This is a genomic window from Eilatimonas milleporae (genome assembly GCF_003688555.1).
GTDB lineage: Bacteria > Pseudomonadota > Alphaproteobacteria > Sphingomonadales > Kordiimonadaceae > Eilatimonas > Eilatimonas milleporae.
In genome coordinates this window covers 725963-746205 of the sequence record NZ_REFR01000011.1, presented here as the reverse complement: position 1 = coordinate 746205, position 20243 = coordinate 725963, and the positions used below count along the sequence as shown (strand labels likewise).

The following is a 20243-nucleotide window of genomic DNA, read 5'->3' as shown; positions in this document are numbered from 1 at the left end:
GCCTCCTCAATCCTCGACGCCGAACTGCCGGTCCAGTTTCTTCATCTGGCGGGCATAGACGAAAATAAGTGCGACGAATGTGTAGATGGACCCCTGCTGCGCGAACCAGAAGCCGAGCTTGAAGCCGAAGAAGGGCACCTGGTTGAGCACGTCCACCAGCAGGATGCCGAACAGGAAGGAGGCGATGAACCACACCGCCAGCAGCTTGCCGAGCAGGCTGAGATTGGCCTTCCAGTACCGGTTGACATCCGCGCTCGAGGCCGCCGGCGATGATCCGGCCGGTGCGGTTGCGGGCTGAGTGGTTTGGGACTGATCGTTTCGGGGCTGAGCGCCCTGTGCGTCCGGGCCGGCATCGCCGCCGGTGGACGGTGGTTCCGTATAGGCCATGATTGTCTTCCCTCCCTTGGACAATTGCGTGTGGGCAGTGCGTGTGTGAGGGGCACTGCATGACGGGCACTCTGCAACGGTCACAGGCTATCAGGAGGGTGGCGGCCACCGCTAGACGACTTTAGTCGAATGGCCGCCCGGACCGGCCTAACGAGGCATTCTGCAAACCTGGGCAACGGTTTACGGGTATTTACAGAACAACAGGCATTTACAGAACAACAGGGGCTACAGAATGTCGGACAGGCGGAGCCCGTCGCCCATATGGGCGCACTGGGCCAGAAACACCTCGCCGCAGGCCAGCGCGTCGGTCAGCGCGTGGTGCGCACCGTAGCGCGGCAGGCCGTAGCGCCGGCGCACCGCGTCCAGCCGCAGGCCCCCGGGCGGCGTGTCGTCATGGCGCCGGGCCAGGCGCCGCCGTTCCAGAACCATGGTGTCGACCGCCTGAAGCGGCAGGCCGATGCCGTACAGGCGGCGGCAGGCGGCATCGAGAAAGCCGCATTCGATGGGCGCGTGATGGGCCAGCAGGACGCGGCCGGTCAAGCGCGCCAACAGGGTGTCCAGCACGGTCTTCAGCGGCGCGCCGTCCCGGGCCGCGTCATCGGTGATGCGGTGGATCGCCACATTGCCGCCATCCAGCGGACCGTCGGCGCGGATCAGGGCATGGTAGCAGGACGTCATATCGGCCAGGCCCCCCGTCACCGTCAGGCAGCCGGCGCTGAGCATGGCGTGGCGCGCGGGGTCGAGCCCGGTGGTCTCCAGATCAAGGGCGAGAAACGGCACGCGCCCGACCGGGGTGCCGGGCGGCACCAGGGGCGCGGCCAGCAGGCGGGCCAGCGCACTGTCCGGCGCGGTGCGCGCGGCCGCCCGCGCCGCCTGCCGGCGCGCCGCCTTCATCCGTTGCCGGTCCAGAAAGGGCCACATCGTCGTCTTGTCCCCTTTTCCAGCGGTCTAGAACAGCCCGCCGGCATAGGTGCGCGACAGAGCCTCCTGATGGGTGCGGATGACGGAGAAGGCATCGCGCAGATGCTCGCGTTCCAGCGGCGACAGGGTGTCGGGATCGACCCGGTTGTCGGCCGGCCGGCCCTCGGCAAGTTGCGCCACCTGATGCTGGAGACGCACCTCGCTCAACAGGGTGAAGGTGTCCTTCATGTCCTGTACGTCCTGCGGACTGAGGGCACCGGCAGCGGCGAGCGCGTCCAGACGCGCCTCGGTCCCGACGGCAGCGATGCCGTGGGCCAGCGCGTGCACCCGCACAATGTCGATCAGCGGCATGACACCCTGCTTCTTGATATCGAGCGTGTCGCCCTGTTCCTTGTCGCGGGTGAGGACAAAGCGGCGGAAAAAGCCCAGCGGCACCTGCGCCGTCAGGGCGTTTTCCACCATATGGGCGAGGAAAATCCTGTTCCTGGCCGCCATGTCGAGCGCGTGGGCGCGCAAGGTTTCCACCAGCGACAGGTCACCGGCCAGGCCGTCCATGTCGAAAAAAATCGTCGCATGCATCAGCGCCTTGGGCTCGGGCGCGGTGATCCAGTCGGAAAACTGCCGACGCCAGCCCGCCAGCGGCTGGCGCCAGCGGTCATTGGTGGCCATGATCCCGCCCTGGCAATAAACGAAGCCGGCAGCGTTCAGCCCGTCCGAAATCTGTGTGGCCAAGCGGCGGAAATAATCGCCGTGCGTGTCCTCGTCATAGTCATCCGACAATATCAGGCCGTTGTCCTGATCGGAGACGCCGGTCTGGTCGCGCCGGGCCAGCGAGCCGAACACCTGAAAGGCATACGGCACCGGCGGCGGCCCCAAAGCGGCCTCGGCCAGATGGACGAGACGGCGGTGCAGCGCCGCGCTGATGGCGGAGCGGATTTCAAGGATGCGCGTCGCCGCCAGTCCGGCACGCGACAGGTCGACGATGAGGCTGGCGGCACCGGCACCGGCGCTGACGGCGGCGGCCACCGTCTCGGCGCGGGCGATGGCCTTCATGCAGTGCAGACCGGTGGTGGTCAGGGTGTCGAGAATGTCGTTGGAACTGACCAGGCCGGCCAGCGCGCCGTCCGCCGCCAGCACCGGCACATGGTGGAAATTGCGTTCCATCATGGCGACAAGGGCATCCATCACCGGCGCCCCGGCGGCCAGCGTCACCGGTTCGGGCGTCATGATGGCGGACAGCGGCGTGTCATAGGCCAGCCCCTCGGCCACGGCGCGGGAGCGGATGTCCTTGTCGCTGACGATCCCGGTCAGGCGGCCGTCATCGACCACCATCAGGGTGGAGACCTTTTCCCGCGCCATCACCTGCGCCGCCTGTCTGAGCGGGGTTTGGGACGGCGCGGTCACGGGCGCCCGCCCCACCAGATCGCCGAGACGCAGGCCGAACCCGCGCGCCTCGGTCAGATCACCGCCCTGTTCCTGTTCATGTTCCTGGCCCTGATCCTGTTCCTGTCTCTGTTCCTGTCTCTGGCCCGGCGGACAGCCGGCAGGCTCGCCCCGCCCCATCAGGCTGAGGGCATGGCGCAGGCGATCGGCCTCGGCCGTGGCGAAGAAACGCCGGATCGCCGGCTGGTCCTCATACAGGCGCAGGAAGACATCGCCCGGCAGACAGTAAAGCAGCGTGTCCTCAATGGCGCGCACCTCGTTCCGGGTGCGCCGCTCGCCCCCGCGCAACAGCGAGGGATAGGCGAAAAAACACCCCTCGCCGAGACGGGCGTGAAAGTCCGTGCCCCCTTCATGCAGTTCCACCGCGCCGGAGCGCACCAGATACAGATGATCGTTGCGGGTGCCGGCGCCGACCACCACCGACCCGCGCCGGGCATAGCGGACCGCCATGGTCATGGCGGCAGCGGCCGCCGCGTCGTGCGGGATGCCGTCAAACGGCACGGTGGCGGCGAGAAAGTCGATGACTTCCTGCTGTTCGGTGCTGGCATTGTCTGTCTTGGTTGACGGTTTTGGGCCTGTCGGCATTCCGGCGTCTCCCTCGGCTTTGCTGACATGTCAGCAAAGCACGGGCGGGCCGGGACCGCAACGCCACCTTGGTCGAATATGCCACCGGAGACGGACCAAGGCGGGAACAATGTGTTTCGAGCGCACTGCGGCACTCAAGGCGAGGGCTTCGGCTGTTAACGACCCGGTGGCCGGTCCTTTGCGCGATCAGGCAGATTATGAACGGCGGGATTGTCTGATTTCAGCCATCAGGCCAAAGAGGGCGGGAACATCCAGGTCGTTGTTCTCCTCACCCGCGAATTCCCGGTACAGGGTTGAGACATTGACCGCGATGCGCTCGGCGTCCAGCCAACTGTCGAAGTCGGAGAGCGCGATATCATGCGCGGCGTCGCGCACACCGAGACCCGCGTCGTATCGCTTGCGGGCTTCCGCCGCGATATAGCGCAGATAATCCTGCACGCGGCGCACGCCGGCAAGGTCGGTGATGGGACCGTGACCGGGCACGATCACCTCCGGATCGAGGGCGATAATCTTGTCACAGGCCTTGATCCAGTTTGACACCGGCCCCGCCCACATGATCGGGGTGCCGTCGATGAACAGAATATCCCCGGTATAGACCGTGCGTTCGCCCGGCACATGGGCGATCACGTCACCCGCTGTATGGGCGGGTCCGACCTCGTGCAACTCGACGGTCTTGTTGCCCACCATCAGATCATGGCGTCCGCAAAAGGTCTTGGTGGGCAATTTTTCAGCGACATCGCGAAAATTGAACTGGCCGAAGATATCCAGCAGATACGTGCCCAGAAGCCCCATGGCGGGGGCGGCTTCCATCAGCTCCGCCAACATCTCCGGCGGGAATTCCGCCATTTCGGCCTTGCTGCTTTCCGATGCGATGATTTCGGCATTGCAGCACAAACCATTGCCGTGGGTATGGTCTCCGTTCGCGTGTGTGTTGACCACGACGCCGATGTCTTCCGCCCTGACACCGGCGGCGTCCTGCATCGTGGTCAGCATGTCGCGGGTCAGGGAAGCGTCAAACAGGGTATCGACCAAAAGCGACTGACCGCTATCGACAATGAGCCCGGCATTGGACCAGCCCCAGCCACCATCGGGCTGCAGGTAGGCATAGGTTCCGTTTCCGGTTTGATGCAGGCCCTTTTGAAATGTCCAGGGGGTCTTGCCGCTCATACCGCCATCTCAACCCGATTGGTCAGTCGCCCGATGCCGTCGATCTCAAGCGTAATTTCATCACCATTTTCCAGAAACCGCATCAGCTCGAGACCGCATCCATTGCCCACTGTCCCCGAGCCCAGAATTTCGCCGGGGTGCAGGCTTTCCGACTGGCTGACATAGGCGATCAGATCGGCGAAACCCCAATGCATATCCTTTGAATTGCCCTCGGAACGCTGCGCGCCGTTCACAAAGACCCGCATGGCATGACCCTGTGCCGGATCAAATTCATCCGCCGTCACCACCCAGGGGCCGAAGATATTGGCTTTGTCGAAATCCTTGCCCTTGGCGGGTCCCAGCTGCCCACCCATTTCGGCGCTTTGGGCGTCCCGGGCGGACAGGTCATTGAAAATGGTATAGCCGAATATGTGGTCCCGGGCGTCGTCTTTGCGAATGTCGCGCCCACCCTGCCCGATGATGCAGGCCAGTTCGCATTCATAATCCATCAGCCGCGAATAAACCGGCCATGTGACCGTGTCGCCCGGATGACCGACAGCAAAGCGGTTGGCCTTGTAATAGACGGGGCGTTCATACCAGATGGCAGGCACTTCAAGCTGTCCGGCGGCCTCAGCGGTCTCCAGCGCCCGTTCGGGGTCTTCGCCCGCCGCCATGGCCCGCAACCGGACAATGCTGCGGATGGATTGGCGCACATGGGTTTCAAAGCACATGAAATCGCGGATCTGCTGGGGACGCGGCAAGGGGGCAAGCAGGCGGACATCGGCGACATTCATCAGGTCGCCCGGCTTTTGCGCGGCGTCATGCGCCTTGTCCAGCCCGCGCTGCCCCGCTTCGATGAGAGCCTGAAGGCTTGAGAAATCCGGGTCGCGTCCGTCCCCTGTCAGATCCTGAAGCCGCTGGCCGGAATGCACCAGCCCGAGTTTCGGGATCCGCGCACCGTCTTCGAAGGTCGCAAACTTCATAAGGTTTCTCCTGATGTGGGGGACAGTGGCGCGGACACCCTGTCGCGGACCAGACGGCAATAGGCGATGAAGGTAAAGACGGTCACATACATGGTGAAAAGATACATGACGGGCACCATGACAAAGTCCGGCCGTCCCAAAAGCGACAGTGCGAGCACAACGGACAAAAGATAATTCTGCACGCCGGTCTCCACCGCGATGCAGCGACTGCGGGCTTCACCGGAACGCAGTGCCCTGGCGACCATGAAGCCGATCACCATCATCAAACCGTTGAGCGCCAGCGTAATCCGCCACGTCTGGCGCACGATATCCTCCAGCTCCGCCCAAACATGATGCAGCAGCACGGCCATGGTGAACAGGATGGTCGCGAAACACAGTTTCGTGGCCAGGGGCTCAATCCTTTGCGCGGCTTTGGGCGCAAGTCCGCGGATCGCCATGCCGACCATGACGGGCAGCAGGATCATCACAAAAATCCGCAGCATCGTCGCGACAACGGGCAGCTGCAGGGGTTGCGGCCCGTCCGCGAACCAGACAAGTCCCAAATTCACCAAAAACGGCAAGGTAAAGATGACGACCACACCCGAGACAGTGGTCAGCGTCACCGACAGTGCAACATCGCCGCCCGCCAGATGGGTAAAAAAATTGGAGGTGGCGCCGCCGGGACAGCAGGCCAAAAGGATAAGACCGATGGCTACGGGCATAGACGGTTCAAACAGGACCACGAGAAGAAAGGCAACGGCCGGCAGCAGGACGAGCTGCGACAAAAGACCGGCCGCCACGGCCCGCTTGGCCGTCAGCAACAGACGAAAGTCCCTGACCCGCAGCGTCAGCCCCATGGTGACCATGATCAGGATCAAAGCGACGGCGCCGATGAGGGACAGGTTGATCCCGGCTATGCTGGCATCCAGGATGGTGCTGGTTCCGGTCACTCAGGCCTCCCGCGGCTGTGGCTTCAGTGTGTTGCCGCCGACCGCCACACGGGCACCGTCATAATAGGCTGTGCCAAAGGACGGGCGCGCCGTTATCCGGGCGTACCAGTCCGCCACGGCCCCGAGATCCTCCCACATATTGGCCATGCCGATGTCCTCCATCCGTACCAGCGTAGGCAGGACGCAGATATCCGCGAGCGTCAGGGTATCCCCGGCCAGCCAGGCGTTTCCGGACAGGGATGTCTGCATACGTTCCAGGCAGGCGCGCAGGCGCGCCCTGGCGCTTTCGACGTCCTCATCCGAAAAACCGCTGTCGCCGAATTTACGGTACAGATCTTTTCTGAGCGGGGTCCGGGCGATATAGGCTTCCCGTCCCTCTTGCCCGATCCCGATCAGGAACCCTTTGAACAGACTGTTGAAAGAGGGCATGCGGATGGCGCTGGTCGGTACCTCTTCGATATAGCGCAGCCAGGCCCGGACCCGGGCACGTCCCAGAGGGTCGGCCGGCAGAAGGCGCGCGCCCTCGTCCGGGTAGGCCTCGTCCAGATATTCGCAAATGACCGAGGAATCGATCACCGGGGCGCCGCCGTCCACCAGTGTCGGCACCACACCGTTCGGATTGAGGGCGAGATAGTCGTCGCTCAGATGCTGCCGGGTCGCGAAATCAATGGGATGACTGACGAAATCCAGCCCTTTTTCCGCAAGGCACAGCCGCACCTTCTGCGAACAGGTCGAGATATGCGCGTGATACAGCTCAAGTGTCATGGGATCGACCTCAGAAGGATTTGGTCAGTTGCACACCCCAGCGGGCCGGATCGTTCACGACGCCGTTTGGAAGCGCCCCAAGCGCCGTGACCTGTGTCAGTGTGCGATTGTCAAAGATGTTCTGCCCGAAGACCGCGATATCCATCCCCATATCCGTGAGGCTGTAGCTGAGGCGGATATCCACTTCCACCAGCTCTTCGCTTTTGAAGGTGTCCGCATCCTGGTTGGTTTCGAGGAAAAAGACTTCATCCTGATAGCGCAGCATGGCGCGCGCGGCCAGGGTGTCGCCATTGCCGAAGGCATGTGTGTAGTCCACCGCGATATTGCCCTGAAGGTCCGGCGCACGGGACAGGCTATTGCCGTCAATACTGACCGGAACGAGCGGAATGGGCGCACCGAAGGGGAAATTGACCCCGCCGGGCACGGCTGGAACCTGCCCGCCTTCGAACGTCGCCTCCATCAGCGCAAGATTACCGCTGATCTGCCAGCCGTCCGCCGGAACGATGATGGTCTCCAGTTCCAATCCGTAGATTTCCGCCGACGCCGCGTTGGCAATATCAACCCCGCCGGTGGGCACCGGAAGCCTGAGTTGCAGATTGGTGAAATCATTATAATAGGCACTGACATTCAGCCGGACCCTCCTGTCCAGAAGGTCGGATTTCAAACCAACCTCGAAGGCATCCAGTTCCTGGCTGTCGAACTCGGGCGCCAGGCCGAAGACATTGAAGCCCCCGCTGGTGAACCCCTGTGAATAGCTGGCGTAAAGCAGTATATCATCGTTCGGGGTAATATTGAGGACCACGCGCGGCGAGAAGTCGTCAAAATTGCCTTCGTCCGCGAAAGCGGTGAACGGCGTGAAGACGGTTCCCGGCGGCAGAGTGACCCCCGGCAGGACCGGGGAGAATGGCGGCAGGGTACCGCCGTTCAGAATGGTGACCAGCAGCGAGTTGTTGAAGTCCTTGGTTTCGTCCGAATAGCGACCGCCGACCGTCAGGGAGACCGTGTCGGAAAAGGCATAGGTCATATCGGCGAACAGGGCGTAACTTTCCAGATCCTGCGCGGCCTCGAATTGCGCGAAGGTGCCCAGCCCGAACAGGGCACCGAAATTGCGGATATTGAAGCCGAACTGATTGTCTTCGGAAAAATAGAAGCCGCCGACAACCCAGCTGAAGGGCCCGTCGCCGTTCGATGAGAGGCGGATTTCCTGACTGAACTGCTCGTTGTCGGTGGTGCCGTCATTGTTGAGAAGCCGCAGGGCCGTACTGTCCGAATCCTGCGCACCGTCAAATTCGTAAGACCGGAAGGAGGTCACACTGTTGAGGGTGACGCCGCCCAGATCCCAGTCGGCCAGAAGGGTGACGCCCCAGGTTTCGGAATTGAGGAAAGTGGGATCATTGATCGCAAATTCGCGGTCATCCAAGACCTGGTCAAAGTCGGGCCGTTTGCGGAATGGGGATATGGCTGAAGGATCGCTGATGTCCGCGACGGCCAGCGTGGCGGGGTTCGCCTCGCGGTCGGAATAATCGCCGATCAGATCAAGCGTCAGGTTTTCGTCCGGTGTCAGGCGGATACTGCCACGGACGGTGAGATCCTCGGACCCGCCAATATCACTGCCGTCGACCGTATTGGTGCCCCATCCGGGACGATCGGAATATCCGACCGCCAGACGGGCGAGCACTCTGTCTTCGATCAGAGGGCCGGAGACAGCCCCCTGGGCCCTGAATTCATCAAAACTGGCGTATGAGGCCTGGACATAGCCTTCCACTGTGTCCGTTGGCCGTTTGGTGCGCACCAGAACAGCGCCGGCGGTCGAGTTGCGGCCGTAAAGCGTCCCTTGCGGACCACGCAGAACCTCAATGGCCTCAAGGTCCAGCAAGTCCGCGGTCGATGCGCTGAGACGGCCGATATAGGCGTCGTCAACATACACCGCGACCGGCTCGTCGGCAAAGAAGTTGCCGCCGCCATTGGCGCCGCCGATACCGCGGATTGTCAGCGGTGCGGCACCATAGCCCACCGTGTTGGTGGTGACGAAACCCGGCGCGACCGCTGCCAGGTCCTCAAGGGTCCGTACATTGTTTTCCACAATGAAATTGTTTGAAAAGGCCGTGACGGCGATCGGGACATCCTGCTGGCTTTGCGCCCTCTTTTGCGCCGTGATGATAATCTCGTCAATCTGGAAGTCATCGCCAGCCGGGTCATTCGCCTGACTGGCGGCCTGGGCACCGGCGGCAAAAAACAAAAGGCCCGCACTGCCCGCAAGTTTAGATTTGAGCGGCATATATCCCTCCCCCACACAAAGCGGTCACCGGCTGTCGCCGGGCCGGCAGTCCCTCCCACAGGCTGCACGGCGAATTTGATACGATTGTTCCAAAATTAAATCAAGAGAATTCGATACGATCGTTCCACTCATATTGCCAATTCGGGAAAGCCTGCTATGACAGGTTGTTAGGACAAAAGGACCAGGACCGATGCCCCGCGAATCCACAGAGGCAAAAAGACAGCGCATACTGGATGCCGCGGAAGACCTGTTTGCCGAACGCGGTTACTTCGGCGTATCCGTGCGGGATATCACCGCGCATCTGAACATGCGGCTTGCAGCGGTCAACTACCATTTTGAAAGCAAGGAAAACCTGTTTTCGGAAGTGATCATGCGCCGTATCGAGCCCCTGAGCAAAGCGCGCATGGAGCGCCTGCAGGCCTTGGACCCGGACCCACGGGACCTGGAAGCCGGCATCACCGCGATGGTCAGGGCCTTTGTGGAGCCCATGGTGGAATTTTGCCTGGGTCCGGACCCCGGATGGCGGAATTATTGCCGCCTCATAGCCCAGATTGCCGCTCAGCAATACTGGTCACAATCCGGCCTGCTTGTGGAATATGACCGGGTGGCAAGCGAAATCATCAAAAACTTCAAGGTCCTGTCGCCGGATGCCAGCGACTTCCAATGCCAGGTGGCGTTTCAAATGGTGCTTGCCAACACCCTTTATCTTATGAGCGATAACGCACGGCTTGACCGTTTGTCAGACGGACGGTTTCGATCAGCGGATTTCGAGGCGCTGGTCGAACCCTATGTGACCTATGTATCCGCCGGTGTGATCGCTGTCCTGCGGGACGGTTGACCGCTTTTCCAGGCACTGACCACTGGCTTCAAATGCGAACCGGCCCTTGGGGAATGCCAAGGGCCGGTTCGCTTTTTCACTTTCCCCGGTGCGGCCTGTACGAGGCTGCAACCAACGCTGTCCTCAGCGCCCTCCCCCGGTGTTCTCGCCAGTGGTGCTCCCCCCGGTGCTGTCCCCGGTGCTTTCAGTGGCGTCCGGGGTTCTGTACCTGTCGAACCAGGCGAGAATATTGTCCACCTTGGCGATCAGGTGGCTGGGCCGCGCGGCGATGCCGTGGGAGGCGCCGGGCACGCGGACCATCACCGTATCGACCTTGCGCAGTTTCAGCGCCTGATAGAACTGCTCGGTCTCGGCGATGGGGGTACGGTAATCGGCCTCGCCCGTGATCAGCAGGGTCGGCGTCGTCACATTGCCCACCAGCGACAGGGGCGAGCGCTGCCAGTAATGCTCCAACTCTTCCCATGGCATGCCGGGGAACTGGTGCTTGATCTGATACATGTAGATATCGCCCATCAGGGTTTTCGACAGCCAGTTGATGACCGGCTTGGCCACCGCAGCCGCCTTGAACCGGTCCGTCAGGCCGATGGCATAGGCCGAGGCGATGCCGCCGGCGGACCCGCCGGTGATGAACAGCTGATCCGGGTCGACGAAGCCGCGCGCGATCAGCGCGTCAATCCCCGACATATGGTCGGTGAAGTCGTCGCGGCTGGAATATTTGTATTGCAGCAGCAGGGCGAAATCCTCGCCGTAGGAAGTGCTGCCCCGGTAATTGTCGTAAAAGACCACGTACCCTTCAGCGGCGTAGCGCTGGATCTCGGCCGAGAAATGTGGCCCGTAGGCCGAATGCGGCCCGCCGTGCAGTTCCAGCACCAGAGGATATTGCTTCGCGGGATCAAAATCCGGCGGGGTGACGTACCAGCCCTGTATCTCGGTCCCGTCCAGGGTGGAGGCATAGGTGATTTCATTCACCTGCCCGAGCGCCCGGTGGGCCAGCAGATCCTCGTTCAGGGCGGTCAGGGTGCGCGCCCGGCGCCCGTCCGTCACCGCCACATCGGCCGGACGGTCGGGGCGGGTGCGGCTGTAGGCGACGGTGCCGTCATCGGCGACGGTAAAGCTGCCGCCCACATAGGGCCGGCCCAGGCTGGTACCGCCCACATCGCCGGCGATGATACGGCGCTTGCCGCCCAGATCGCTGTAGGCAACCTGGCGCATGCCACGGTCGTCATAGGTGAAATAGAGGCCGCGCCCGTTCGCCGCCCAGCGGATGCCGCCGACCGACCGGTCCAGGTCCGCCGTCAGCACCCGCGGATTGCCGCCGTCGCTGTCCGCCACCACCAGCCGGGCGGTGCGATATGCCTTGTCATTGTTTTCCGAGGCGATATAGGCGATGCGCCGGCCATCGGGCGACATGCGCGCGCCGTTTTCCGCGCCGGGGGCATTGGTGATCCGCCTTAGCGCACCGCCGTCCAGCGGCGCGGCATAGACATCGGCCTCGATGGTTTCATATTCCCAGTTTTCATTGCGGTTGGCCGAGAAGACAACGGCACCGGAATCCGCCGTCCAGCTCAAAGTGCCGCCGGAAAAACTGTAGCGGCCGCCATGATTGAACGCGCCGTCGGTCAGCTGGCGCGGGGTGCCGCCGTCCGCCGGCACGACAAAGACATGGGCATGGGCCGGGTCCAGATAGCCAAGACCGTTGAAGCGGTAGATCACGCTGTCTGTCACCTTGACGCCGTCGGCCCATTTGGCGCCCTTGGGCTTTTTCGGCGGCTTGGCCAGCGATGTCTTTTCCGCCGGCACCGAATTGATGAAGGCGATCCAGCGCCCGTCGGGCGACCAACTGATGGAGCGCGGACGCCCGGACAGGTTGGTCACCAGCGCCGTCTGGCCCGTGTCCATCCAGCGCACATAGAGCTGCGGGCTGCCCTCATGGCTGGAGATATAGGCGATCCGCGATCCGTCCGGCGACCAGCGCGGGCTGGAATAGCTGTGCCGTCCGGACAGAAGCGGCCTGTGATCGCCGCCATCGCTCGCAACCGCCCACAGGTTCGACCGGGTGCGGTCGGCCATGATGTCCTGGCTGCGCCGGACATAGACGACGGTCTTGCCATCCGGCGAAATACGCGGATCGCCGGCATATTCCAGTTCGAACAGGTCGGCCGATGACAGTTTGGCCGGGCCGGTATCAGTGCCCTGTTCATCCTGGGCCATGCCGTCAGACGGGCCCGCCAATGCCAGAGTGAAAAATGCCAGAGTGAAAGAGGCCAGACCGGCCAGTGCCAGTCTTGCCGGTGTTGTGCGGATCATGTTTTTGCTCCCCTCGCGCGGTCTTCAAACTGGGCGCATCATGGCGCGGCGGCGCCCCGCCCGCAAGGCGTATACCGGTGTTCACGCATCTGTCAGACGGACACGGGCCGGCCGCGCCATCCGGGTCAATCGCACCCCGCACGCCCGCAGGGCAGATACAAAAGCGCCCCGGCGCCAAGGGACACATCGTCCACATGACCGGATACGGGGCTGGACACAGCCCCCCGGCCCTGAAAATGCAGATGGGTGCGGCGGCCAGGGTGGGTGTAGACGCCCTCGCCCGCCGCATCGGCCCAGAAGCCGACAATGTTCACAGGGGTGTTGCCCTTCAACGCGAACGGTCGCTTGGCGCGTTTATGCGCCGGAAGGTCGTGGGAGCCGTGGGAGGCATCGCCCGTCTTGAAAATCACATGATAGGCCAGGCGGTCCACACGCCCCTCGATGCGGAAGGGGAAGGGACGTTCCGGGTCGAGCCCCGCCGTCACCGCCGCCGCGCGGACAAAGGCTTCCACAGCGGCCAGCCCGTCCAGGGCGTTGGGAACGGGCACAGTGCGCCAGTGGCGGGCAGCGCCGTAGACCAGAAAAACAGCCCGGCGGTCGAACGTGGTGTCCACGCGGACCGCCCCGTCCGCGACCACGGCGATGGACGGGGTGCCGTCATACAGGGTGATTTCCCCGCGCAGACCTTCCACCGGCCCGATGGCGTAGACATGCGGCGTATCCGCAAGCGCGCACAGATCGAACGCCGCCGTCAGGTCGCCGTCCCGCAGCATGGTCCGGCGGCTGCCGGCGTGACAGACCCAGTAGCCATCCAGGGGCCGGCCGGTCGGCGTGCAGGACGGATCCGGCAGGGCGGTATCCCGCGCCGATGTCCCGGCACAGGGCAGCCCTGCCGCCACCACGGCAAGGCAAACTGCCAGGACGAGGAAGGCCGGCAGAGCGGGCCCGCATGCCAAACAGGACCTGACTGTCAAGCCGAAGCGGCCCGTAAAACCGGCAGACTTTTGCCCGTGTCTTTTGCAATGCATGGCGCCACCGCCTTTCCCGTCTGTCGCAAAAGGATGCCCGCCCGCTAAAACGCCGCCTGCACGCCGAAGGTGACCGCCGCGCCGTCGCCCGGTGCGAAGGCGGCGGCGTCCATGCCGGCCAGATTGTTGCGCGCCGAAATCACGCTGGAGGGAAAGCGTTCGTCGGTCAGGTTGCGCCCTTCGACAAAAAGGATGATGCCGCCGCGCTGCCAGCTTAACCGTCCGCCGAGCGTGGCGTAGCCGTCCGCGCGCAAACTGTTGGCATAATCGGCATAGCCACCCTGCGGCACGATGGTGGTGAACAGCGCGGCGGACAGGCCGTTTGCCGCGACATAGCCGAGCCGGCCCTCGATCACATGGGGGGCGAGAATGGGCAGGCGATTGTCGCCGAAGATGGGGTCATCGTCAAAACGGGCATCCGTCCAGGTCCAGTCCACCGCCAGGCTGAGGGCATCGCCGGCGGACAGAATATCGCCCGCCAGCAGGGCGTTGGCGGCGGCTTCCACCCCCCAGCGGGTGGTGTTATCGGCATTGCCGGCGGAGGTGACGACCTGATTGACGAAATCGCTGGTCGAGACGATTTCCCCGTCGAGCCAGGCGCGGTACAGCGTGATGTCGAAATCCACCGCGCCGATGCGCCCGCGCGCGCCGGCCTCGACCGTGGTGGCGGTCTGGTCGTCGATGTCCAGCACGCGGGGACGGCGCGGGTCCGCGCCGGTCACCAGCGCCCCGCCCGGCCCCGGCGTTCCCGCCACATTGATCAGCAGAATGTCATAGGTGGGCGCCTCCATCACATGGCTGATGCCGCCGAAAAGGGTGATGCCGTCCGCTGTGTCCCACGACATCAGCGCCAGGCCGGTAAAGCCGTCATATGTGCGGTCCAGTTCGGCGGCGGGGCGCTCGGGACGGATGGCGAAGCGGTCCTCGATCTCGCGGGTGTGACGGTTCCACGCGGCGGCAAGGTCAAGCCGGCCGGCGGCGCCGACGGGGATTTCCGCCGTCGATTGCAGCGTCAGGCGCGAGGCCGTCAGGTCATTGTCGGCCCACAGGGCGCCGCGCGCGCCGGTAAAGGTGGGCGGGGTGCCGCCGCCGTTCAGGAACTGGCGCTGGTCGCGGCTGTTGTGCTGATAGATGACACCGAGGCCGGCGCTGCCCTGCCCCGAGGGCCAGGCCACATCCCGGCGCAGGGTGGAGACGAGCGACCAGTCCTCATTCTCCTCGACCTGGGCGTCGCGGCGGCGGAATTCCACATCCGTGGCCATATAGCCCACATCCACATCAAGGGCGGTGCCGCCGTCGGCGAATGTCAGCCCGGTGGTGACGCGCGTGCGCTCGGCAAAGCGACGCCAGTCGCCGGCGACATTGCGCGGCTGGGCCGCGCGCGAGCCCGCGTCGATCTGCGCCAGGGTCTGGGGGCCGGGCAATTCAAGCTCGCTGTCGCTCCACAACACGGTGGCGCGGAGGCTGAGCGTGTCGGTGACATCCGTGTCCAGGCCGCCGTAGGCGCGCCAGACTTCCTGGGCGTTGTGCTCGCGGAAGCCGTCCTGCTCGAACCATGTGCCGGTGGCGAAAACACGCACATCATTGCCGCCGCTTGCGGCCACCTGACCGCGCCGATAGTCGAAACTGCCGATTTCGCCGCGCGCGGTGACGGACGGATCGCCGCCGCCGGCCCGGCCGGTGAAATTGACCACGCCGCCGAGGGCGCCGGCACCGTCGAGAACGCCGCGCCCGCCGCGCAGAACGGACACGCGGTCATACATCAGCGGGTCGATCCATTCGACAAAGTCGAAACTGGTGTCGGCATAGGTCATGGGCACGCCGTCCAGACGCAGATCGATGCCGCGTCCCGCCGGCTGCGTGCCCCGTTGCAGGCCGGACCCGCGAATGGAAAAGCGCGGGTGATCGACACCGCCGAACACCGGTTCGAGGATCACGCCCGGCGTGCCGCGAAACACGTCCTCCAGCGTGGACAGGCGCCCTTCCAGAACCGGTTCGACCCCGGTCATGGCAAAATCCGGCTCGCTGCGGTGGCCGACAACGATGATGGTTTCCACCGGTCTGGCGGGATCGTCCGGCAACACGGCGGCATCGCCGCCAGTGATTTGGCCGCCGTCCGCGAGCACAGGCACCGGCGCAAGCGACAGGGATAAAAATGTGAGGGACAGAAATTTGGATGCGCGCGGACAGCGGCGGCGCGGCGCAGAGCGGAAATCGGCCATGGAAAGCCCCTTGAGAATGCCGTGAAACAGGTCGGGTTTCAGCCGCCACGGGCCACCGGCCGCGTGTTCCTGTTCAACAGGTCAAACAAGGCGCGGACCGGGGCACGGGGGCTGCCCCGTGAAACCGTCGGATGTCAGGCAGACACAGGAGGCGCGCGGCCACCAAGCGGCGGTCCCTGAGGGTACGGCGTGGCGGCGATACGGCCCAGGGGGGCAACAGGGTCCGCCGGTGACGCCGCCGGCGGGTCCAGGGTGACGGGCACGGCAAGGGGCATGGCATGGGCGACGATGCATAAGGGACAGTGGCCGCCCGGCGGGGTGTCGCCGCCATCATCCGGAACACTGTCACCGGCCAGGACCATGACCGTCTGCACGGCGCGCTCCGCCGCCGGGGACGCTTGCGGCGCGTAAGGCGCGCACCAGAAACCGGCGCCGTCCATGCCCGACGCCGCGCCGGCGGACGCCAGCCCGGACAGCAGCGTCTGCGCCAGCACCGCCAGAAAGGCGGCGGCCCGCAGCAACGGATTTCGCAACAGTCGACCCATGCCCTGCCCATAGCACGGCGGCCCCGCCAGTCCAGTGGAAAAAACGCCGCAGGTCTCCATGCGGTGCAGCCCCATGACGCAACAGCAACGCCCATGAACCGCCCTTGTCATACGTCAAAGGCTCCAAGACGGCTTTCTCTAAAAAACAGGTTACGGCAAAAGCATGTGGCTATTGGACCGGTCAGTATCCATGCAAGAATGCAAAGTATCATGAAAGGGAGAGGTGAGAGGTGAAAGGTGCGGGGCCGCACCAGTCGCGCCATATATCTTGAAAATCCGACAAATGTATGTACAATAATAGGTACAGATAAATGTTTGAATGGGATGAAAAGAAGAACAGGGCAAATGTGGAAAAACACGGCGTGGGCTTTAAGACAGCCAGCCGAATATTCGAAGGCCCTGTTCTCAGCGCCATTGATGACCGCACCGATTACGGCGAGGTGCGGGAAATCAGTATCGGCGCCATAGACGGAATTGTTGTTTTGGTGGTCGTTCATACCGACCGCGACGGCAAGACCCGCATCATTTCAGCCCGCCGTGCAAATCGCGCAGAAAGGCAACGATATGACGAAGCGCTACGATAAGGAACTGAGCGTCGAAGACTTGGCCGCGATGCCGGACAGCGACATTGACTACAGCGATATTCCGGAACTGGACAAAACATTCTGGAAGAATGCAAAGCTGACCATGCCCGCAAAGAAAGAAAAGGTCACCATTCGCATTGATGCCGATGTTATCGAATGGTTCAAAAGCAAGGGCAAGGGGTACCAGAGCCATATGAACGCCATACTCAAGGCTTATGTGCATACACAATTACAGGATCGGTAGGCCTTGCGCCGATGGTCGAAATCGCGCGCTGGCCCGATCGGCCAACCCTGACCATCTAAAGCACAGGAAGGAGCAACCGCCTGTCATCTCACACACGCCAGAATCAAATACCGGTTCAAACTATATCCAAACCAGCCCAAAGAACGTGAACACACTTCGAGTTTGTAGCCCGCACCATCGGAAGGTGCCATGTCCCGCTAAACAAGAAATGGCGCCGGAAGGATTAGAGCCTCTGCGTCAATGCTCTTGGATAACAGCTAGGTGTTTAGTCCCACGGAAAACGGGGCTCCGCGAAGCCACCGCATCAAAACAGCTTTCAATCATGAAACCGGCCGTGCATCGGCCGCTTTTTGATGACAAAGCCTGAATTCGCAATCAACGATTGCCGTTATTATCGTTCAAACACTCAATTTTTGAGAGCCAATCGTTAAATCCACTGCATGTCGATCTTATTTTATCCAAGCCTATTTGTTTCGTAATATCCGGGCCATGAGTGGTTTTGCGGTATGATGTCTGACGTTCCAGACGCTTGGAAGGCGCGGTTTGCGGTGAGTCATTTATGTCTTCAGGGTTGCCGCCAAACTGGCGCAGAACGCCGCCGGCCCATGCTTCAACCTCTTCATCCTGGAGTATGGTCGACATGATCGCGGGGCAGGAGAAAAGAAGCCCTTCAAATTCATACATCTGAATGTACGGGAAAAACTTACCCCTCAACCTTTCAGGGAGGGCATTTCTGATTTTAGCCTCCAAACCATGCTTTGTTTCACCCTGATCTTTATTTTTGAATCCGTAAAAATCATAGAATGTAGTAACAAAGTCAAAACCGTGTATTAATTTTTCGATATTATGACATATACGCGGAATGCTTACATTTCCCCCGATAGAAATCGGCGTGACGTGAATACCCAAACCAAGCAAATGATCGTACAATACCAATTCAACAAAACGTTCTTCTGTCAAACCCTCAACGGAAACGGCCAATCTTACCATTCCGGACGACCTCCAATCAGGTTTTTAGTCCAAATATCCCCCATGGCATAATCTTCCAGCCAATCATCCAGTTCCCCCTGTTTCAGACGGCGGAAATCTGAACGGCCCCGGTGTTGGTCGACCACGATAAAATCATCGGCTCCAAACTGGTTGGCAAATGTCACGGATTGCGTTGAACAAATAATCTGGCCTGATTTTGCCACTGACTTTACCAACTCGGCCAGCACTTCCAGTGCGGCGGGGTGCAAACCCAGTTCGGGTTCATCAAGAATAATTGTGTCCGGCCTTAAATCGGCCGGCTGCAAAAATAAGGTTGCCATACATATAAATCGTGCCGTCCCGTCGGATAGCTGGTTGGCGGAAAAAGGCGTATCATGGTCACGGTGAGACCATTTCAGCAAAATCTTCTCGCTTCCTTCCGCTCCGCGCGGCTCCAAAAAGAAATCGTGAAAAAACGGAGCAACGGTTTTTATGGCCGCAACGATATCGTTGTAGCTTTTATTGTAGCATTCCTCGTCGCTATTTTTCAGGTGGTATAAAAAAGCAGCAAGATTGCTCGCATCGTCATACAAGTAATCCGATGCCTCTATATCAACGGCCTGTTTAAAGCCAGCCGTGCTGCCGGTGTCATGGAAATGATAAACACGGCACCCACGAAGGTAATCACGTGTGTAATTTCTTACATATTTACTTTTAGCCTCACCATAGGGCAAAAGGCCACTCTCTCCCAACCTTCCCTTTACAGGGAATGTTTTTTGAGATTCTTCATAAGTACAATATTCTTCCTTAAAGACCAAAGAATCGTCATTGACACCATGTTCAAAGTCAACATGATAGCCATTTGCACCAACCTTAATATCGATACTTATCAAGGAGGTTTTCTTGGAACCAAAATGGAAAAAAGAATTAGCAAAACCATGTCTTTCCACATAATTCTGCAATTTACCCTCGGAAAGGTTCCTTAAAAAGGAAAACAAAGATATAAAATTAGTTTTACCAGAGCCATTCGCACCAATCAATATGTTGATACCACCCATAGTCAAATCAAGACTTTTGATGGACTTGAAACCTTTTATTGCAATACCCTTCAAATGCGTGTTTTGATTTTCCGACATTTAAAATCCACATTCTTTTTGTAATTATCCGATCAAAATAATAATTAACACTTTAATTTACCGATTCCAAAATTATTTTATAACAATCAGGGCGATTATTTATTAATTCAACACTATTTATGCTTGATTTTTATTGACCCAAAGCATGACGGAGGCAATAAATATACCCTTTCCAGCATATTATAAACCGCCTATATATTAATTTTTAACGCAAACGGAACCACCTATAGGATTTCAAATAATTACTTTATCAAATGCCAGACAGACTGCATGTGTCAAACAGTTACCAACGGATTATTTTCAATAACACAGAAATTGCCGCTCGCTGTGCGTATTCGTATGTTCAAGATATTTGAACCAATATTCAAACATGCGCTATCCCGCCTCGAAACACCGCTCGCGCCTACCGTTCAAAAATTTGACGGACTTTTGCGGCGATACATTCAGAGACAGCACACCTGACATCATGAAAAGCATCGGCAACTGACCGGACAGGCGCGCCAGCACCGCCAGAAAGGCGACAGACCGCAGCGCCGGGCGGCGCAACACTCGGCCCATGAACCGCCCCTGTTCCACATCAAAGGGGGCAAGACGGCTTTCTCTAAAAACAGGTTACGGATGAAAGAACATGCGGCGATTGGGCCGGCCGGTATCCATGCAAGAATGAAAACCATCATAAAGGGATAAGGTGAGAGCGAATTTTGCCACGGGCGGGGACAGTCTCGACCTGCGCTATGCCGCAAGGGATTTTAACGCCCCGGGCGACGTGACCCTGGGCGACGTGACCCTGGGCGACGTGACGCCGGCCGACCTCGCCGACATGACCATCCGGGTTTGGAAAACACGGCCCCGATATGAAGGCGACGGAAGCGGCGGCTCATCCAGTGACGACACTGCTGCGTATTGACGATGAAAGCCAATACAGGCAGGGGT

At 60.9% G+C, this 20243-nt stretch carries 18 protein-coding genes and 1 pseudogene; 4 read left to right on the top strand and 15 right to left on the bottom strand.

All coding sequences use genetic code 11. The features are described from left to right. Positions 1–6: 6 nt before the first annotated feature. The 8 genes and pseudogenes from BXY39_RS20030 to BXY39_RS11330 all read right to left on the bottom strand — a co-directional run. Positions 7–237: pseudogene (locus tag BXY39_RS20030) on the bottom strand (DUF4212 domain-containing protein); the annotation flags it as partial. A gap of 375 nt (positions 238–612) precedes the next feature. Continuing rightward, positions 613–1308, bottom strand: a complete 696-nt coding sequence (locus BXY39_RS11360) for an exonuclease domain-containing protein (protein WP_121938940.1) — start codon at positions 1306–1308, stop codon at positions 613–615. Positions 1309–1335: 27 nt separating this feature from the next. After that, a complete protein-coding gene (locus tag BXY39_RS11355) occupies positions 1336–3336 on the bottom strand; it encodes a putative nucleotidyltransferase substrate binding domain-containing protein (protein ID WP_121938939.1) in 2001 nt (666 codons plus the stop codon). 195 nt (positions 3337–3531) lie between these two features. Further along, positions 3532–4503 carry an MBL fold metallo-hydrolase gene (locus BXY39_RS11350; RefSeq protein ID WP_121938938.1) on the bottom strand — a complete coding sequence of 324 codons (972 nt, stop codon included), beginning with the start codon at positions 4501–4503 and terminating at the stop codon, positions 3532–3534. Beyond that, positions 4500–5465 carry a fumarylacetoacetate hydrolase family protein gene (locus tag BXY39_RS11345; RefSeq protein ID WP_121938937.1) on the bottom strand — a complete coding sequence of 322 codons (966 nt, stop codon included), beginning with the start codon at positions 5463–5465 and terminating at the stop codon, positions 4500–4502. Before BXY39_RS11345 ends, BXY39_RS11350 begins: the two co-directional genes overlap by 4 nt. Next, the gene (locus tag BXY39_RS11340) at positions 5462–6394 is read right to left on the bottom strand and encodes a bile acid:sodium symporter family protein (protein WP_211332208.1); all 933 of its coding nucleotides are present in this window, start codon (positions 6392–6394) and stop codon (positions 5462–5464) included. Before BXY39_RS11340 ends, BXY39_RS11345 begins: the two co-directional genes overlap by 4 nt. Beyond that, the gene (locus BXY39_RS11335; protein ID WP_121938936.1) at positions 6395–7159 is read right to left on the bottom strand and encodes a glutathione S-transferase family protein; all 765 of its coding nucleotides are present in this window, start codon (positions 7157–7159) and stop codon (positions 6395–6397) included. It lies immediately after the preceding gene. A gap of 10 nt (positions 7160–7169) precedes the next feature. Continuing rightward, a complete protein-coding gene (locus BXY39_RS11330) occupies positions 7170–9437 on the bottom strand; it encodes a TonB-dependent receptor (RefSeq protein ID WP_121938935.1) in 2268 nt (755 codons plus the stop codon). Positions 9438–9627: 190 nt separating this feature from the next. On the opposite strand from BXY39_RS11330, the gene BXY39_RS11325 reads away from it, so the two are divergent. Next, on the top strand, positions 9628–10275 hold the full coding sequence (locus BXY39_RS11325; protein ID WP_121938934.1) for a TetR/AcrR family transcriptional regulator: 648 nt from the start codon (positions 9628–9630) through the stop codon (positions 10273–10275). 123 nt (positions 10276–10398) lie between these two features. On the opposite strand, the gene BXY39_RS11320 is transcribed toward BXY39_RS11325, so the two are convergent. The 4 genes from BXY39_RS11320 to BXY39_RS11305 form a co-directional block, all read right to left on the bottom strand. Next, a complete protein-coding gene (locus BXY39_RS11320) occupies positions 10399–12582 on the bottom strand; it encodes an alpha/beta hydrolase family protein (RefSeq protein ID WP_245999068.1) in 2184 nt (727 codons plus the stop codon). A gap of 125 nt (positions 12583–12707) precedes the next feature. Continuing rightward, positions 12708–13538, bottom strand: coding sequence for a hypothetical protein (locus BXY39_RS11315; RefSeq protein ID WP_147453552.1), 831 nt, complete (start codon positions 13536–13538; stop codon positions 12708–12710). 116 nt (positions 13539–13654) lie between these two features. Next, entirely contained in the window at positions 13655–15832 is a 2178-nt protein-coding gene (locus tag BXY39_RS11310; protein WP_121938932.1) for a TonB-dependent receptor family protein, read from the bottom strand. Positions 15833–15966: 134 nt separating this feature from the next. Next, positions 15967–16377: a DUF2946 family protein gene (locus BXY39_RS11305; RefSeq protein ID WP_147453551.1), complete on the bottom strand. Its 411-nt coding sequence runs from the start codon at positions 16375–16377 to the stop codon at positions 15967–15969. Positions 16378–16688: 311 nt separating this feature from the next. On the opposite strand from BXY39_RS11305, the gene BXY39_RS11300 reads away from it, so the two are divergent. Further along, positions 16689–16961 carry a BrnT family toxin gene (locus BXY39_RS11300; RefSeq protein WP_121938930.1) on the top strand — a complete coding sequence of 91 codons (273 nt, stop codon included), beginning with the start codon at positions 16689–16691 and terminating at the stop codon, positions 16959–16961. Next, positions 16942–17205: a BrnA antitoxin family protein gene (locus tag BXY39_RS11295; RefSeq protein WP_121938929.1), complete on the top strand. Its 264-nt coding sequence runs from the start codon at positions 16942–16944 to the stop codon at positions 17203–17205. The genes BXY39_RS11300 and BXY39_RS11295 overlap by 20 nt, the downstream gene beginning before the upstream one ends. Positions 17206–17580: 375 nt before the next feature. On the opposite strand, the gene BXY39_RS11290 is transcribed toward BXY39_RS11295, so the two are convergent. The 3 genes from BXY39_RS11290 to BXY39_RS11280 form a co-directional block, all read right to left on the bottom strand. After that, entirely contained in the window at positions 17581–18195 is a 615-nt protein-coding gene (locus BXY39_RS11290; protein WP_121938928.1) for a DUF4276 family protein, read from the bottom strand. Beyond that, on the bottom strand, positions 18189–19310 hold the full coding sequence (locus BXY39_RS11285) for an AAA family ATPase (RefSeq protein WP_121938927.1): 1122 nt from the start codon (positions 19308–19310) through the stop codon (positions 18189–18191). Before BXY39_RS11285 ends, BXY39_RS11290 begins: the two co-directional genes overlap by 7 nt. A gap of 375 nt (positions 19311–19685) precedes the next feature. After that, positions 19686–19868, bottom strand: coding sequence for a hypothetical protein (locus BXY39_RS11280; RefSeq protein ID WP_121938926.1), 183 nt, complete (start codon positions 19866–19868; stop codon positions 19686–19688). Between the two features lie 130 nt (positions 19869–19998). On the opposite strand from BXY39_RS11280, the gene BXY39_RS11275 reads away from it, so the two are divergent. Continuing rightward, positions 19999–20217, top strand: a complete 219-nt coding sequence (locus tag BXY39_RS11275; protein WP_121938925.1) for a hypothetical protein — start codon at positions 19999–20001, stop codon at positions 20215–20217. The last annotated feature ends 26 nt before the right edge of the window (positions 20218–20243 follow it).

Coding starts and splice junctions, on each gene's coding strand:
- BXY39_RS11290 (WP_121938928.1), bottom strand. CDS start 18,195: ATGGTAAGATTGGCCGTTTCCGTTGAGGGTTTGACAGAAGAACGTTTT.
- BXY39_RS11335 (WP_121938936.1), bottom strand. CDS start 7,159: ATGACACTTGAGCTGTATCACGCGCATATCTCGACCTGTTCGCAGAAG.
- BXY39_RS11360 (WP_121938940.1), bottom strand. CDS start 1,308: ATGTGGCCCTTTCTGGACCGGCAACGGATGAAGGCGGCGCGCCGGCAG.
- BXY39_RS11305 (WP_147453551.1), bottom strand. CDS start 16,377: ATGGGTCGACTGTTGCGAAATCCGTTGCTGCGGGCCGCCGCCTTTCTG.
- BXY39_RS11350 (WP_121938938.1), bottom strand. CDS start 4,503: ATGAGCGGCAAGACCCCCTGGACATTTCAAAAGGGCCTGCATCAAACC.
- BXY39_RS11355 (WP_121938939.1), bottom strand. CDS start 3,336: ATGCCGACAGGCCCAAAACCGTCAACCAAGACAGACAATGCCAGCACC.
- BXY39_RS11295 (WP_121938929.1), top strand. CDS start 16,942: ATGACGAAGCGCTACGATAAGGAACTGAGCGTCGAAGACTTGGCCGCG.
- BXY39_RS11325 (WP_121938934.1), top strand. CDS start 9,628: ATGCCCCGCGAATCCACAGAGGCAAAAAGACAGCGCATACTGGATGCC.
- BXY39_RS11310 (WP_121938932.1), bottom strand. CDS start 15,832: ATGGCCGATTTCCGCTCTGCGCCGCGCCGCCGCTGTCCGCGCGCATCC.
- BXY39_RS11285 (WP_121938927.1), bottom strand. CDS start 19,310: ATGTCGGAAAATCAAAACACGCATTTGAAGGGTATTGCAATAAAAGGT.
- BXY39_RS11280 (WP_121938926.1), bottom strand. CDS start 19,868: ATGGGCCGAGTGTTGCGCCGCCCGGCGCTGCGGTCTGTCGCCTTTCTG.
- BXY39_RS11320 (WP_245999068.1), bottom strand. CDS start 12,582: ATGATCCGCACAACACCGGCAAGACTGGCACTGGCCGGTCTGGCCTCT.
- BXY39_RS11345 (WP_121938937.1), bottom strand. CDS start 5,465: ATGAAGTTTGCGACCTTCGAAGACGGTGCGCGGATCCCGAAACTCGGG.
- BXY39_RS11330 (WP_121938935.1), bottom strand. CDS start 9,437: ATGCCGCTCAAATCTAAACTTGCGGGCAGTGCGGGCCTTTTGTTTTTT.
- BXY39_RS11300 (WP_121938930.1), top strand. CDS start 16,689: ATGTTTGAATGGGATGAAAAGAAGAACAGGGCAAATGTGGAAAAACAC.